12 protein-coding genes are annotated in these 15,900 nt (G+C 69.4%); 6 read left to right on the forward strand and 6 right to left on the reverse strand.

The genetic code is table 11. The annotated features are described in order from the left end of the window. Positions 1–331: 331 nt before the first annotated feature. Both ASC64_RS04965 and ASC64_RS04970 read right to left on the reverse strand, forming a co-directional pair. Entirely contained in the window at positions 332–2,278 is a 1,947-nt protein-coding gene (locus ASC64_RS04965) for a hypothetical protein (RefSeq protein WP_156385028.1), read from the reverse strand. A gap of 50 nt (positions 2,279–2,328) precedes the next feature. Beyond that, positions 2,329–3,249: a glycosyltransferase family 2 protein gene (locus ASC64_RS04970; RefSeq protein ID WP_056906441.1), complete on the reverse strand. Its 921-nt coding sequence runs from the start codon at positions 3,247–3,249 to the stop codon at positions 2,329–2,331. Between the two features lie 140 nt (positions 3,250–3,389). Here ASC64_RS04970 and ASC64_RS04975 point away from each other — a divergent pair, with 140 nt between their 5' ends. After that, on the forward strand, positions 3,390–5,168 hold the full coding sequence (locus ASC64_RS04975; RefSeq protein ID WP_056906442.1) for a DEDD exonuclease domain-containing protein: 1,779 nt from the start codon (positions 3,390–3,392) through the stop codon (positions 5,166–5,168). A gap of 20 nt (positions 5,169–5,188) precedes the next feature. Here the strand turns inward: ASC64_RS04975 and ASC64_RS04980 are convergent, their stop codons facing one another. After that, positions 5,189–5,467, reverse strand: a complete 279-nt coding sequence (locus ASC64_RS04980; protein ID WP_056906443.1) for an Lrp/AsnC family transcriptional regulator — start codon at positions 5,465–5,467, stop codon at positions 5,189–5,191. Positions 5,468–5,635: 168 nt separating this feature from the next. On the opposite strand from ASC64_RS04980, the gene ASC64_RS04985 reads away from it, so the two are divergent. Genes ASC64_RS04985 through ASC64_RS04995 form a run of 3 tightly spaced genes read left to right on the forward strand, consistent with a single transcriptional unit; the run spans position 5,636 to position 11,893 of the window. Beyond that, positions 5,636–9,835 (forward strand): Ig-like domain-containing protein, encoded by a 4,200-nt coding sequence (locus tag ASC64_RS04985; protein WP_056906444.1) that lies wholly within the window; start codon positions 5,636–5,638, stop codon positions 9,833–9,835. A gap of 43 nt (positions 9,836–9,878) precedes the next feature. Continuing rightward, on the forward strand, positions 9,879–10,508 hold the full coding sequence (locus tag ASC64_RS04990; RefSeq protein WP_056906445.1) for a hypothetical protein: 630 nt from the start codon (positions 9,879–9,881) through the stop codon (positions 10,506–10,508). Further along, positions 10,505–11,893, forward strand: a complete 1,389-nt coding sequence (locus ASC64_RS04995) for a hypothetical protein (protein WP_056906446.1) — start codon at positions 10,505–10,507, stop codon at positions 11,891–11,893. Before ASC64_RS04990 ends, ASC64_RS04995 begins: the two co-directional genes overlap by 4 nt. On the opposite strand, the gene trpD is transcribed toward ASC64_RS04995, so the two are convergent. Together trpD and ASC64_RS05005 are read right to left on the reverse strand one after the other, a co-directional pair. After that, positions 11,884–12,924, reverse strand: coding sequence for an anthranilate phosphoribosyltransferase (gene trpD, locus ASC64_RS05000; protein WP_056906447.1), 1,041 nt, complete (start codon positions 12,922–12,924; stop codon positions 11,884–11,886). The two genes, ASC64_RS04995 and trpD, sit on opposite strands and share 10 nt — an antisense overlap. A 43-nt stretch (positions 12,925–12,967) precedes the next feature. Beyond that, the gene (locus tag ASC64_RS05005) at positions 12,968–13,378 is read right to left on the reverse strand and encodes an Rv3143 family two-component system response regulator (protein WP_056906448.1); all 411 of its coding nucleotides are present in this window, start codon (positions 13,376–13,378) and stop codon (positions 12,968–12,970) included. Between the two features lie 83 nt (positions 13,379–13,461). Between ASC64_RS05005 and ASC64_RS05010 the strand changes: the two genes are divergently transcribed. Then, a complete protein-coding gene (locus ASC64_RS05010) occupies positions 13,462–14,223 on the forward strand; it encodes a class I SAM-dependent methyltransferase (protein ID WP_056906449.1) in 762 nt (253 codons plus the stop codon). Positions 14,224–14,249: 26 nt separating this feature from the next. Here the strand turns inward: ASC64_RS05010 and ASC64_RS05015 are convergent, their stop codons facing one another. After that, positions 14,250–15,176: a cytochrome c oxidase assembly protein gene (locus ASC64_RS05015; protein ID WP_235563532.1), complete on the reverse strand. Its 927-nt coding sequence runs from the start codon at positions 15,174–15,176 to the stop codon at positions 14,250–14,252. Positions 15,177–15,242: 66 nt separating this feature from the next. Between ASC64_RS05015 and ctaE the strand changes: the two genes are divergently transcribed. Continuing rightward, entirely contained in the window at positions 15,243–15,890 is a 648-nt protein-coding gene (gene ctaE, locus ASC64_RS05020; RefSeq protein WP_156385029.1) for an aa3-type cytochrome oxidase subunit III, read from the forward strand. The last annotated feature ends 10 nt before the right edge of the window (positions 15,891–15,900 follow it).

Raw genomic sequence — 15,900 nt, forward strand, 5'->3', positions numbered from 1 at the left:
GAAGCCAGACAACACCCGTCGCCAACAGTCCTGTGAGGACAAGGACCCCCGCCAGGAACACCTGATCCGATCCCACCTGCCCCAGCGCATTGCTGAGCCTGTCCCCGGAGCTGCGCCACGACCACCACACTCCCGCGACCACCGCAACGAGGAAGAGTCCTCTGAGGGAGTTCCAGAGACGATTAGTCACCGCGGTGTCATCACTCGGTTGCCCACGAGAAAGTCATACGGATCGCGACACCTGCATGAGAGAAACGAGCGGGCGACCGGCGTCGAACGACCAAGAACAACTGGCAGTTCAAGGTTGCGAGGAGCATCGCGGCAGCGCGCTTCACGAGTCCGCTCCAACGACCTCGACACCCGACACTTCCGCGTCTCCACCTCTGGCCACGATGGTCAGGACCACATTGCGCGACGACCCCAGCTCTTCAATCACACCACCGGGCGAGACGAGCCACCCGGTGCCTGTCCTGAGTGAGACAGCGGGACGGTTGTTGATAAGAAACTCGACGCTTCCGGTCGCGTCGCCTAACACCCGGAGTTCGTCGAGCCCGTCCTGCAATTCAAAACCGAGGCTGGCCCGGTCTTCCACGCTTATCGTGGGGTCACCGGGATTACCGGACCATCCGCCCAACAGGTAGCCGGCCCCCCTTCCGGCCCCGTCCAGCGTGATCGGACCGCCATAAGGAATCAACACCAACGGGCACGCCTCTGCCGTACTGAGCACCACTGTGTCGAAGAGCCGCGGCCGAGTCACCCGAGCGATCTCGCGGCATCCTTTCGACGGAGGTTCCAATCGGACACGCAAGGCCACGAACTCGGCTTTCACCTCGCTCGCTGGAAGATCTTGAGCGTAGGGCGCGAGCACACCTAGTTTCTGCCCAGTGCACGGCAGGCTGAGGTCAAGCCATGACTGGCCGCCGTTCGGCATCTGTCGAAGTGGGCGTCCCTCCTCGTCGGTGGTGGCTCCGCACACGACGAAGTCGCCCGCGTCGAGCTTGTCGGCGTACTCGCGGAAACTCGCCTGCCAGAAGTCGGCCTGCGAGTTGACTCCAAGAGCGGCGGCCACTTCGTTGACGTAGCCGTAGGAGTACGGGAAGAGCTGGACGGACGTCACAACAGGTAGGACCATCCCGACTCCCGCGATGGCGGCCACAGCTTGGCGACCGCGGGCGCCCGCGTCATCGAAGAGCTGGGCTAGTCCTGCCGCCATCAACACCGCGACGGCTGGCGCAGCGAAGAGGACATGGCGCAGACCACCGGACAATGGTGCGCCGGACGCGACGAGCAGGACTGGCAGCAGGAGTGCCTGCAGGAGGAGGAGAACCATCAGCGGTGCTCGGCCAGAGAAAAGACGCGGATCAGATCGCCACGCGGCGAACCGGCCGTACGAGCCGAGCAGCCCGACTACCAGCAAGACGATCGGAACAGTCCCCGCGACGGCGAACGGCAGGTGGCCGCGTGAACTGACCATTCCATTGGAACTCGAGTCGAACACCGACTCCCACAGCCAAAGGTCCGGACGCGCAAAAACGCTTGGGTAGATGGCTGCGAGGAGCGCTAGTGGCGCCAGCGCGGAAGCCACCAACATGGCGACCCGCCGCCATTTCGGAATAGCGCTGTCGGGAGCCCCCGTCATGACCATCGCCAAAGCGGTCCAGGCAAGCACCGTGCCGAGGGCGACCCACATTGCCGGGCGGGTACCGATCGTGAGCAACACACCGGCGGCGACAGCCACCGCACTCAGCCTGCCGTGCCGACCGCGGAACGCATCCGTCGCTACCGAGGGCGCCCCCAGCGCGAGCATGCACCCGAGCGTCACCAGCGCATAGCCGGTCCCGACGGGGATGTCCTTGACGTTGAACATCGCATGGCCCCACCACATGGGCATGGCCGACAACATCCCGGCTGCAACCAGAGCCCACCGCCACGAACCCGAGATCCGCGCAGCAGTAGCAGCCGTCGCTGCCACGCCGACCGCACCGATGAGGACGACCCCGAGATGGCGCACCAGATATGCGTCAGAGCTCGTCGCGACCGTCCCCCATGTCTCATTGCCCAGGACGACGTTGGCCCCGTGCAGGAACAACGTGGTCACCGGCGCGTACACGTAGGCGTCCCCGACCCACGAGCCAACGGCACCTGCGGAGAGGTCGTCGTCGAGGAGGTACCAGCCGTGATCGAAGAAGTTCTGCAGCCGGACCACGTGGAAGGTCTCGTCGACCGTCACTCCGATGCGGATCGCACCCAGCACGCAGACGGCGGCCGCGACCAGCACAAGGGCGCCGCTCAGCCACACCAGCCACCGCGGCGGTGGCGGCCACCCCCTCATGCCGGCCCGCTCCGTCGCGCCTTGTTGCGCGCGTGCACGACGAGCTCGGCGAGCAGGCCGAAGAGTGCAAGCTGGAGACCGACGACCGTGAGGAGGACTCCGGCGAGGAGGAGCGGACGCCCGCCGATGGCCTCGCCGGTGAGCTTCACCCCCGTCAGGTAGGTCAGGACCGCGACGCCCACCAGGAAGCACACGGCGCCGAGGCCACCGAAGAGGTGCGACGGCCGGTTCTCGTAGGACATGAGGAAGCGGACCGTGAGCAGGTCGGAGAAGCCGCGCCAGAAGCGGGCGGGGCCGTACTTGCTCGTGCCGCTCATGCGGGCGTGGTGCTGCACCGTGACCTCGGCGACGCGGTAGCCGGCCTGGTGCGCGATCACCGTCAGGTAGCGGTGCATCTCTCCGTAGAGCATCGGGGTGACGTCGCGGGCCACCTCGGCGCGCATCACCTTGTAGCCGGAGTTGAAGTCGCGGCCGGGTGCGCCGGACAGCTTGCCGGTCGTCCAGTTGTAGAGCTTGGAGGTGTTGCGCTTGATGAACCGGTCCTGGCGCTTGCGACGGGCACCGGTCACCAGGTCAGCCGTGTCGAGGGCCTCGAGCAGGCGCGGCAGCTCGGCCGGGTCGTCCTGGCCGTCCGCGTCCATCATCACCACGATCTCCGCGCCGGCGGCGAGGACGGCCGTGAAGCCGTCGTCGAGCGCCGCCGCCTTGCCGAGGTTGCGCCGGTGCTGCAGGAGCTCGAACCTGTCGTCCTCGACCGCCAGCTTGCCCACCACGCCTGCGGTGTCGTCGGAGGAGCCGTCGTCGACCACGATGATCTGCCAGTCGCGGCCTGTGTCCTCCAGCACCGTCCTGATGCGCGGCAGCAGCACCGCCAGGTTGTCCGCCTCGTTCAGGGCCGGGATGACCACCGAGATCACAGGTCTCACCCTTCCACCAAGTGCATCCACCAGATGCATCCGCCAGTTGCACGTCGGCTCTCGCCCCGCCGGGCGTCAGTGTGCCAGTAGTCGGGCGCGTCCCACGGCGGAATGTCGGACGTCGTGTCTACCGTCGAGACATGGGCACGACCACCATGCGGTCCGCGACATCCCGGTGGGAGGCGCAACGCACCTTCGACGAGCTGGGGCGGCCCCTGCGAGACCTGACGTTCTGCGTGGTCGACCTCGAGACCACCGGCGGTTCGGCGGCCGCAGGGTCGATGATCACCGAGATCGGTGCGGTGAAGGTCCGCGGTGGCGAGGTGCTCGGCGAGTTCCAGACGCTGGTCAACCCGCACACGGAGATCCCCGCGTTCATCGCGGTGCTGACCGGCATCAGCAACTCGATGGTGCACGACGCACCCGCGATCGAGTCCGCCCTTCCGGCGTTCCTCGAGTTCGCCGAGGGCTGCGTCCTGGTCGCGCACAACGCGCCGTTCGACGTCGGGTTCCTCCAGCACTTCGCCGCCCAGCAGGGCCGCACCTGGCCACGGTTCGAGGTGCTCGACACGGCCAAGCTGGCGCGGCGGGTGATCACCCGCGACGAGTCCCCCAACTGCAAGCTGTCCTCCCTGGCCAAGGTGTTCGGCTCGGGGACCACCCCCAACCACCGCGCGCTGTCCGATGCGCGCGCCACCGTCGACGTGCTGCACGGCCTGATGGAGCGGCTCGGCGGCCTGGGCGTGCACACGCTCGAGGGGCTGCAGACCTTCTCCGCCCGCGTCTCCACCGCCCAGCGCCGCAAGCGCCACCTCGCCGAGGGCCTGCCCCACGCCCCCGGCGTCTACCTCTTCCGCGACGAGCGTTCGCGCGTCCTCTACGTTGGCACCTCGCGCGATCTGCGCACCCGCGTCCGCACCTACTTCACCGCCTCGGAGACGCGCAGCCGGATGGGCGAGATGGTCGGCCTCGCCGAGTCGGTCACGGGCATCGAGTGCGCGACACCGCTGGAGGCTGAGGTCCGCGAGCTCCGCCTGATCGCCGAGCACAAGCCGCGCTACAACCGGCGCTCGCGCTTCCCGGAGAAGGTGCACTTCGTCAAGCTCACCCGAGAGGCCTGGCCCCGACTGTCACTCGTGCGCCGCGTCCTCGACGACGACGCCGACTACCTCGGCCCGTTCTCGTCGCGGAAGACGGCCGAGAAGTGCCTCGCCGCGCTGCACGAGACGTTCCCTGTCCGCCAGTGCAGCGGCCGGCTGCCTGCGGTCCCGTCCGGGTCGCCCTGCGCCCTGGCGGAGATGGGTCGTTGCCTCTCCCCCTGCGACGGCACCGTCGACGCCACGGCCTACGCCGCGGTGGTGCGGGAGCTCCGCGACACGCTGCTGCGTCGCCCGGACCAGGTGGTCGAGGCGATCAACGCACGGATGCAGGCGCTTGCCGAGCTCGAGCGGTTCGAGGAGGCCGGCCTGCACCGCGACCGCCTCTCGACCTTCGTGCGGGCCGCGGCCCGCACCCAACGGCTCTCGGCGTTGACCCGGTGCCCCGAGGTCGTCGCGGCCCGGCGTGAGGACGACGGGCGCTGGGCCGTGCACGTCGTCCGGCACGGTCGGCTCGCCGGGGCCGGTGTCATCCCGCGCGGCGCCGACGCACACCAGTTCGTGCGTGAGCTCCGCGCCAGCGCGGAGACCGTGCAGGGCGCGCCCGGTCCGGTGCCTGCCGCCACGGCGGAGGAGACCGAGCGCATCCTCCGCTGGCTGGAGTCGCCGGGGGTCCGGCTCGTCGACGTCGAGGGTGACTGGGTGTGCCCGGTCGCCGGGGCCGCTCGTCACCTCGCGGTCTACGACGCGGTCACCCAGTCACGGCTGTCGCTGACGCCGTTCGACGAGCAGCCCTCGCCGGTGCACCGCCCGGTGCGCTGATCCGGCGTCGGTGGGAGAGCTCAGTCGAGCCCGATGCTGAAGGCCGACTCGAGGTCGTGGCGCGAGTAGGTCCGGAAGGCGATGTGCGTCTCGGTCTCGGTGACCCCCTCGACCTTGTTGAGGCGGTCGGCGACGACGGACGCGACGTCCTCGTGCTCGCGCACCCGCACCAGGGCGATCAGGTCGACCTGACCGGTCACCGAGTAGACCTCGCTCACGCCGTCGAGCGCGGCGATCGCCTCGGCGACCTCGGGGATGCGAGCGACGTCGGCCTTGACGAAGACGATGGCGGTGATCATGTGGCCACCGTATCGCCGACGGATCTCCGGGGCCCAGCACGACCGGCGCCACCCGATCGGTCACATCGACTAGTCATTTGTGACTAGGGCGTGCCTGTTTGCAGGTCAGCGCCTCGGGGCGACACCTAGCGTGGCGAGGTCAACCGTGCCCACGAGGGGATTTCAGGCATGCCACGCACGTTCTTCGGGTCATTCGCACGCGCAGCCGCGGTCGCGGCACTGTGCCTGGGGGTGACGATCGCCCCCATGGCCACGGCGGAGGCGGCGCCAGCGGCGCCGTCCGGCCTGTCGGCCAGCGGTTCGCCGATCCCGACCCTGACCTGGAACAGCCAGGCGGGTGCGACGAAGTACCGCGTGCAGGGCTCGGAGAACTCCTCGTTCTCGCCCGTCGTCTTCAACCAGGAGACGACGGCCACGTCCTACACGCCCACCCGCGTGCTCCGGTCGGGCACCCTCTACTGGCAGGTGCAGGCCGTTGACGCCAGCGGGAACAGTCCGTGGACCACGGCGACGACCACGATCGCGCCGCTGACGGTCCCGGCGAACGTCCGGGTCTCCCCCGGCCAGCGCATCCTGCCGCCGGTCTCGCCGCCCGTGATCTCGTGGCAGCCGGTCGCCGGTGCGACGTCGTACGACGTCGAGATGGACGCCGAGGGCGACGGGGTGGGCGGAGTCGTCAAGGACGTCAAGACGACCTCCTACGTCTGGCCCGACCCCCAGGGTGTCGGCGAGAAGTCCGGCACCGAGGACTACTTCGTCCGCGTGCGGGCGAAGTTCGAGAACAGCCTGCAGAGCGACTGGACCACCTACACGAAGTACGACGTCGCTCAGCTGCCGCCGGTGACGTCCACCAGCTGCGGCGCAAAGCTCGTCTGTGCGCCGTCGCCCACCACCGGGGTGCGTCCACGCCTCGAGGTGCAGGACGTCGTCTTCGACTGGGACCCGGTCAAGGGTGCGAAGGAGTACGAGATCTGGGTCGCGCTGGACCCCGACTTCAACACCCAGATCGAGAAGCGGAAGGTCTACTCGACCCGCTACTCCCCGACCACGACCTACGACAACAACTCGTACTACTGGAAGGTCCGCGCCTACAACGCGGCGGGCGAGCCGACCCCATGGCCGGCTACGCCCAACGTCTTCGACCGCCGCTGGCCGTTCAAGCCGTCCTTGGTCTACCCGCCGGCGGGGACGACCACCACCCCCCGAATCGGCGACGACGTCTACTACCAGTGGACCCCGGTGCGCCACGCCTCGCGGTACGAGCTCGTGGTGAGCCAGAACATCAACTTCACCGAGGGCGACCCCACGACCAAGAAGTGCTACACGTCCTCGACGACCTACACGCCCGACTTCTTCCAGGACCGGTGCACCCCGCCGGAAGGAAGGACCTTCTACTGGAAGGTGCGGTCGCTCGACGGGCCGCGGAAGCCGGCCGTCAACGGCGTGTTCTCCACGACCGGTCGCTTCGTCTACGACAGCGGCGCCACCGCGCCTATCACGCCGATTTCGCCGGCGAGCGGCAGCACGGTGACGGTGCCGACGTTCCGTTGGAACCCGAGTCCCGACGTCAACCAGTACGAGATCACGCTCGAGGGGCCGGGACGGACCTACACAGAGACGACCTCGGCACTGTCGTGGACCCCAACCAGCGACCTGCTCGAGACCGACACCGACGAGGAGGACCCGACGCGCGAACCGGACCGCTACGTGTGGCGGGTCGCCGGCCTCGACGCGACCGGCCGCCCGACCCTGTCCTTCTACCAAGGAGTCGTGTACGTCCGGGAGCTGCCCATGACTGCCGGTGCGGCGCCGTTGACTCCCAACCCGGTGCCTACCGACCAGCCCACCTCGCGCTTCCCCTCGCTCTCGTGGCAGCCCTTGGCGTCCACGGAGGAGCGGCCCGTCTACTACAAGCTCCAGGTGTTGGCCGCAGGGTCATGGCTTCGCGAAGACGAGACGCCTATCCTCAGGGAGAAGCTCTACTACCCGGCGGTCAGCGACCCGGGACTCTACTTCCTGAGCCGTCCCGGCGAACCGTTCACGTGGCGGGTGGCGGCCTTCGATGCGACGAACAACAACAGCCTCGGCGTCGGTCCGACGTCAACGTTCACCATCGAGCCACCGGGGCTCGTGACCGGCTACCAGGCGGCACTCGACGGTGCCGCGCTCGACGCGGGCAACGCGTGCCGCAAGCGCCTCGTGGTGACCAATGGGGTCACCGACGAGCGCACCGTCTGCGCCGGCATGTCGGCCACCCCCGTCCTGGACTGGGCGCCCGTGCCCGGCGCTGGCGGCTACCAGGTCTACATCGCCGAGGACCCCGACTTCACCCAGCTGATCTACGTCGGCGGAATCGAGACGACCAACTCCCGGTGGACGCCGTCGGACACCCAACGGCCGAACATGCTGCCTGACAACGAGTCCGGACCGGCCTACTACTGGTACGTCCGCGCCTGCGTGCACGTCATGCCGACCCGGAACTGCGGCCCGGACCCCTCGGGCCAGACGGACTCGGGTGCGAGCGCATTCCGGAAGGTCTCCCCGCGCGTCGTGCTGGAGGCACCGGCGGCAAGCACCACGATCGGTGACGAAGTCACCTTCCGGTGGACGGACTACCACCTCACCAACCAGGCCACTGCGCCCGTCTACGGCGGCACCCGTGCGCCGTACCAGACAGCGATGAGCTACCGCCTGCAGGTCGCGCAGTCGGCGACCATCACGGACGCGAACGCCATCGACGACGTCATCGTCGACCAGGCCACCTACACGGCGTTCACCAAGACGTATCCGGAGGGCGACCTCTGGTGGCGCGTGCAGGCCATCGACTCCAACAACAAGCTCAACGCGCGCCTGGCCTGGTCGGAGACCCGCAAGCTGGTCAAGGCCACCCCGGCGACCAACCTCGACCCCGGCACGACGTCGACACCCGAGCGTGCCGTGGTCGACCCGGCCGCCCGTCCGGCCTTCAACAGCCACCAGTCGGCCGGCAGCACGGTCTTCCAGTGGACGGCCGAGAACTTCGACGCCACGTGGGAGCTCGAGGTCTACCGGAACGACGACACCGTCCCCTCGACGGGCAACCAGGTGTTCCGCACGGTGACCAAGCAGGCGGCGTTCGTGCCGGCTGCCCCGCTGCCGCCGTCCTCCGAGCCCTACCGCTGGCGGGTGCGGCGCACCGACGTCGGCGGGGAGGTCGGCCGCTGGTCGGACCTGGGTCGCTTCTGGGTGGACCCGCTCCCGGTCTCCGTGGTGAGTCCCTACGACCAGGCGTCCCTCGCGCCCACCAACGCGTCGTTCGCGTGGACGCCGTACGCCCCCGCTGGCGCACAGGCGGCGAAGTACACCGTCGACGTGGACCCGACCTCGGCCGGTGCGACCAACCCCGGCGCTGTCACCACCTCTGCCACGGGCTGGACCTACCCGGCGAGCCTGTCCGACGGCACCTACACGTGGCGCGTCAAGGCGCTCGACGTGGCCGGCAAGGAGATCGGCGTCAGCACGGCACGCACCTTCACCGTCGACACCGCGATCCGGGCCCTGACGCCGACGCAGGTCATGGCACCGAACGGGTCGGCGGTCGGCCAGACGCTGACCAGCACGCCGCCGGTGTGGAACCAGCCCGACGTCCAGATGAGCTACCAGTGGCTCCGTAACGGGTCGGCGATCCGCGATGCGGTCGCGACGACGTACACGCTGACGACGGCCGACTACACCAAGACGATCTCGCTCCGCGTCACCGGCAGCAAGCCGTCCTACACCGACGGCGACTCGGTCAGCAACGAGGTGGCCATCACCGCTGGCGGCGCGCTCCAGAACGTCGGCGCGCCGACCATCTCCGGGTCGGCCGCCCCGGGTGGCACGCTGTCCGTCTCCAACGGGATCTGGAGCCCGGCTGCGAACAAGTACCGCTACCAGTGGCTGCGGCAGGGGTCCCCGATCAGCGGGGCCACCTCGGCGAGCTACAAGGTGACAGCCGACGACGCAGGCAGGGACGTTTCGGTCACGGTCTTCGCCTCCTACCCCGGCTTCAACGAGGGTGCCACGACGACGGCGGCGGTCGCCGTCGGCCGGATGAAGTCCACGGTCGCCGGGGCCCTGAAGTCGAGCCGGATCAAGCTCAAGAAGGCCGCCAAGCTGGGGGTCACGGTCACCGTCCCCGGCCTGACGACCCCGACCGGTGTCGTCCAGGTGCTCGACAAGGGCAAGAAGGTCGCCCAGAAGACCATGGCTCCGGTGCACAAGGGCAAGCTCAGCCTCAAGATCAAGAAGCTGAAGAAGGGCAAGCACAAGCTGCAGGTCGTCTACCTCGGCAACGCCCAGGTCTTCGGCTCGAAGTCGAAGAAGATCATCCTCTACGTGGTGAAGTGATTCGTCCCCCCAACCCGGTCACGGCGGGAAGTAGGCTCCCGCCGTGACCTGGCTCGCTGACCACTGGCTGGACCTGTTGGGGTGGGGCGGCAGCGTCCTGCTCGTCTACTCGCTCCTGCAGGCCAGCGTGCTTCGACTGCGTGTCCTCAACGCCATCGCGTGCGTGATCCTGATCGTGTTCAACGGGGTGCTCGAGGTCTGGCCGATGGTCGGGATGAACGCCGTGCTGGTGGCGATCAACGTCTGGTTCATCGTCACCATGCTCCGCCAGCGCCACGACGAGACAGCGTTCGAGGTGCTCCAGGTGCGCCCGGACGACGAGTACCTGCGACACGTCCTGCGCGTGCACGGCAAGGACATCCTCCGGTTCAATCCGGACTTCATCCACGACCCCGGGGACGACCACGACGCGTTCCTCGTCCAGAAGGGCGACGAGACCGTCGGCGTCGTGCTCCTCCGGGAGGAGGACGGGACGGGCCACGTGCTGCTCGACTACGTGACACCCCGCTATCGCGACTTCTCCCCCGGCGAGTTCGTCTGGCGTCGCAGCGGGCTGCTGGCCGAGCACGGCATCCGTCGCGTCGTCACCCCTCCGTCCATGGTCGGCGCCTACTACGACCGGCTCGGGTTCCGCCGCGAGCACGAGTCGTGGGTGCTGGAGATCGACGAGTGATCACCGCGTTCATTCGCCGGGTGCTGCCGGTGCTGGGCCTCTGCGTGCTCATGGGGTCCGCCGTGCGCCAGCAGGTGGTCCCCGGAGCGGACAACGACCTCTGGTTCCACCTGCGCTTCGGTCGCGAGCTCCTCGGCGACTGGGACATCTCCGCGCCGGGCCACCTGAGCTCCTTCGACAGCGCGGACTGGGTGGCGACGCAGTGGCTGCCCCAGATGGGGCTCGCCCGGCTGGTCGACGCGGGCGGGCTGGCTGCCGTGCTCTGGGTCGTGGGCACGCTCGTGCTGGCCCTGGTCTGCCTGGTCTACCTCACCTGCCGGCGCGAGGCGGCTCCCCTCCCGGCCGCCATGGCGACCGGACTCACCTACGTCGTGGCCGCGCCCGGCCTCGGCCCGCGACCCCAGCTGCTGAGCTACGTCCTGATCGCGGTGTGCTGCGCTGCCTGGCTGAAGACGGTGGAGGACGGACGGCCGCGGTGGTGGCTGGTCGCGCTGGCGTGGCTCTGGCCGATGCTGCACGGCATGTGGCCGGTGGGCGTGCTGCTGGGCGCCGTCGCCGTCGCCGGGATGGCTCTCCAGCGCCGGTGGAGCGCCCCCACCCTGCGCTGGGTCGCACTGGTCCCGCTTCTCTCCCTCGTGGCATCAGCCTGCACCCCCCTCGGCCTCGACGTCTTCCGCTCGCTCGGCGCAGTAGGGTCGCGCTCCGCGTACTTCACCGAGTGGGCCTCGCCGTCGTTCAGCTCGGTGGCCGCGCTGCCGCTACTGGTGATGGCCGCGGTGGTGGTCCTCGACGGGCTGCGCCGCTCCACCGTCGACTGGCCCGAGGCGCTGTGGCTCGGCCTGGCGATCGCCTGGGCGCTCTACTCGGTGCGGACGGCGCCCGTCGCGGCGATCATGCTCGCACCGATGGTCGCGCGGTCCGTCCAGCGGCTCGTGCCCGCGGACGCCGGCCCCTCGCGCCGCGAGGTGGTGGTGGTGCTGGGCGCCGCGGCCGTGGCCTCCGCCGTCCTCGTGCCCGTGGCCGCCCAGCGCGACGAGGCCCGGGTCGTGCCCGCCTGGGTCGACCAGCGCCTCGACGCGATGCCTGGCGGCAGCGCCGTGCTCGACGAGTGGGACTTCGGGCCCTACCTGCTCTGGCGTCACCCCGACCTGCAGGTCGTGGCGCACGGCTACGGCGACGTCTTCACCGACGCGGAGCTCGCCCGCAACGCCGGTCTCATGCTGCAGCAGCCGGGCTGGCGCGAGGACCTCGACGAGCTCGACGTCGACGTCGCCCTGGTCGACCCGGACACGCCGCTCGGCTACGCCCTGATGGACGACCCCGGCTGGCGCATCGTCGAGGCCGACGACGCCTACGCGTTGCTGGAGCCGACCGCTCAGTCCTGAGGCCCTCGGGCGGTGGCAGCCACCCAGCGTTCGAGCGCTTCGCCGGCGGCCCCGGAGTCGATGGCCTCGGCCGCCCGAGCGACACCCGCGGGCAGCGCCTGCTCCACCTCCTGCTCGGGTGTGCCGTGCACCGCCAGCGCGGCCCCTGCGTTGAGCAGCACCGCGTCGCGCACCGGGCCGGCCTCCCCCGCCAGCACGCGGCGTACGACGTCGGCGTTGTGGGAGGCGTCGCCGCCCCGCAGGTCGTCGGTGGTGGCCGGAGCCAGGCCCAGCGCCGCCGGGTCGACCACCGCCTGGGTGACGGCACCGTCCCGGACCCGCCACACCGTCGACGTGGTGGTCGTCGTCAGCTCGTCGAGGCCGTCGTCACCGCGGAACACCCAGGCGTCGACGCCGCGCTCGGCGAGCACGCCCGCCATCACGGGTGCCATGCGCGCGTCGGCGCACCCGATGGCCTGCGCCTGCGGGCGCGCCGGGTTGGTCAGCGGTCCGAGGATGTTGAACGTCGTGGCGATGCCGAGCTCACGCCGCGGCACCGCGGCGTACCGCATCGCCGGGTGGAAGGCGGCGGAGAAGCAGAAGGTGATCCCCGCCTCCTCGGCGACCTCCGCGACCCGCGCCGGGCTGAGGTCCAGGCGAATGCCGAGCGCCTCGAGCACGTCGGCCGACCCGGACTTCGACGACGCGGAGCGGTTGCCGTGCTTGACGACCCGGGCGCCGGCCCCCGCTGCGACGATCGCCGCCATCGTCGAGATGTTGACCGACATCGATCGGTCACCGCCGGTGCCGACGATGTCGAGCAGGCGGCCGGGCACCGAGATCGGCCTGGCCGCCGCCAGCATCGCCGCGGCGATGCCCGAGACCTCCTCGACCGTCTCGCCCTTGGCTCGCAGGGCGACCACGAGGCCGGCCAGCTGGACGTCCGTGGCAGCGCCCGCGAACACCTCGTCCATGGCCCATCGCGCCTGCTCGGTCGTCAGGTCGCTCCCGGCGACCAGCGTGGAGAGGACGTCTGGCCAGGTGTGGGACATGCGCTCAGGTTAGTGGCCCCTGCACGGCGGGGGCCGGTCCGGCTCAGGACGTGGCCGGAACCGAGGGGCGCAGCAGGCCGATGACGGCCTCGGCGAGCTGGATCGGGTCGATCGGGTGGGGCACGGCCGCCTCGGCGCGCGACCACGTGGCGAGCCACGCGTCCTGCGGACGGCCCGTCAGCACCAGCACCGGCGGGCACTGGTAGATCTCGTCCTTGAGCTGCTTGGCGATGCCCATTCCCCCGGCGGGGACGGCCTCGCCGTCGAGGATCGCGAGGGCGATCGCGCCGGAGTCCATGTTCTGCAGGACGACGGGCTCGGTGGCCACCTCGACGTACTCCAGCTCGGGCAGGTCGGGGTGCGGTCGCCGACCCAGAGCGAGGATGACCTGCTGACGGGTGTTGACGTCGTCGCTGTAGACCAGCACCTTCAACGGCTTCGTGGTGTCACTCACTCAACCATCGTATCTGTCCCCACCCCCGCGCCGCGTCAGGGCCAGTAGGGTCTGGCGGGGCGAGCCGGAAGGGGTAGATCAGCATGCGGGACGAGTCGTACGAACAGATGAGCGCCGAGGCCGACAACTGGCTCAAGGTTGGGCGCGGTCACCTCCTTCGCACCCTCCTCACAGAACACGCCAACGACCGCGGCGGTCTTCAGATCCTCGAGATCGGTGCAGGGGTGGGCCAGAACGTCCCGATCCTGCAGGAGTTCGGCGAGGTCGACGTCCTTGAGATCAACCCGCTGGGTCTGACAGCGCTGCGAAAGCTTGAGGGCGTGCGTCACGTCTTCGACCACGCGATACCCGCTCCGCTCCAAGGGCCTTACGACGTCGTGATCGCGCTCGACGTTCTCGAGCACCTCGCCGACGACCATGCTGCTGCAGCGTGGGTGGCGTCGCTGCTGAGCGCCGGCGGGGTGTTCGTCGCAACTGTGCCGGCCTATCAGTGGCTCTTTGGCGACCACGACCGCGCCCTTGACCACTACCGGCGCTACACCCGCCGTCGTCTGGTGTCAGCGATGCCACCCGAGCTAGAGGTGCGACAGGCCGGCTACTTCGTCACCCTTCTCTTTCCCATAGCCGTCGTGATGCGACTGGCGAGCTCGTCGCGACGTGTCTTCAAGTCCAGGCGTCGAGGAGCTGGCTCCAACGACGCCGGGCGCAAGCAGTCGGCGGCAGTTCCTGCCCGTGTCGACGGCCTCTTCCTAGCGGAGCTCAGGGCTGAGGCTGCCATCATCGGTCGCGGAATACGCCTGCCGTTCGGTCTCAGCGCCTTCGCCGTGGCTCGCAAGGGAGCGTGACGTGTACGGCAACGTCCTGCGCCGCCTCAGGGGCGGCCGGCGCGCCGTTCGGCCAGGTCCAGCCGGCGGTCCTCCCGCGACGCCTCCCGCATCGACTGCCGCACCCACTGGGTGAACAGCACGGCGAAGAACAGCACGCCGATCAGGTCGCCGCTGGCCCAGAGGATCCCGCCGGCGAGGTGCTGGTCCTCGAGCGCGGGCGGCAGCCAGGCGCCCATCGGTCCCTCGCGCAGGGCGAGGTAGTGCTCCGCCCCGATCAGGGTCGTCTGACCCATGATCGTGACACCGAGGAAGGCGTGGAACGGCAGCGTCATGATCGTGAGCAGCACGCGGAACGGGTAGCCGACGCGGCCCGGCAGCGGGTCGATCCCCATCAGGGGCCAGAAGAAGAGCGTGCCGACGAGGACCAGGTGCACGTGCATCATCTGGTGGACGAACGCCGAGTCGAGGCTGGCGTCGTACCAGGGGCTGAAGTAGAGCGCCCACGGCGAGGCGACGTAGAGGACGAACGCCAGCGGCGGGAAGGCGAGCACCTTGGCCACCGGCGAGTGCAGCACCGCCAGCAACCAGCGGCGCGGCGCCGCCGGCAGGGTCCGCAGCGCGAGGGTGATCGGCGCCCCGAGCGCCAGGGCGAGCGGAACCACCATCGACAGGACCATGTGCTGGACCATGTGCACGCTCAGCAGCGTCGTGTCGTAGCGGCCCAGTCCGGACGACGTGGCGACGAAGAACGACCCCATCCCGAGCAGCACGAAGGACAGGGTGCGACCGACCGGCCAGCGGTCACCGCGCCGGCGCAGCGTGGCCACCGCGAGGACATAGAGCCCGACCGCCCACACCGTCACCACGAACGGGATCGGGTCGATCCCCCAGTCGGTGAGGACGCGCCCGAGGGTGAATCGGGGAAGGATCTCGGAGGCGTCTCCGGAGAGCAGCGGCAGGGCGATCAGCACCCTGTGAACTTTATGACGTCGCAACACAGGGGGCCGGGGTGCCCTCCGGGCAGAACAGCAGCCATAATGGCCCTCGTGGCGACTGCAACAGCGATTCCGGCATCCCGACTCCACGGGCACCACGACCGACCGAGCATGGTCAGCGTGGGCACGATCATCTGGCTCTCGAGCGAGCTGATGTTCTTTGCCGCGCTGTTCGCGGCCTACTTCACGATCCGCGCGGTCAGCCCCGACCTGTGGGCGCAGGAGACCGAGAAGCTCAACGTGCCGTTCTCCACGGCCAACACCGCGATCCTGGTGGCGTCGTCCTTCGCCTGCCAGTGGGGCGTGTTCGCGGCCGAGCGCGGCCAGGTCGGCCGCACCGGTGGCGTCCTCAACTTCACCAAGTGGGGCCTGCGCGAGTGGTTCGCCCTGACCTACGTCATGGGCGCGGTCTTCATCGGCGGCCAGGCCCTCGAGTACGCCGAGCTGATCCACGAGGGCGTGACCATCCCGAGCTCCGCCTACGGCACGATGTTCTACCTCACCACCGGCTTCCACGGCCTCCACGTGACCGGCGGACTCATCGCCTTCCTCTTCGTGCTGGGACGCACCTACCTGGCCAGGCGCTTCACCCACGAGCAGGCCGTCACCGCGATCGTCGTGTCCTACTACTGGCACTTCGTCGACGTGGTGTGGATCGGCCTGTTCTTCACGATCTACGTCATCCAGTAAGCAACCCCAA

Source organism: Nocardioides sp. Root122 (genome assembly GCF_001425025.1).
GTDB lineage: Bacteria > Actinomycetota > Actinomycetes > Propionibacteriales > Nocardioidaceae > Nocardioides.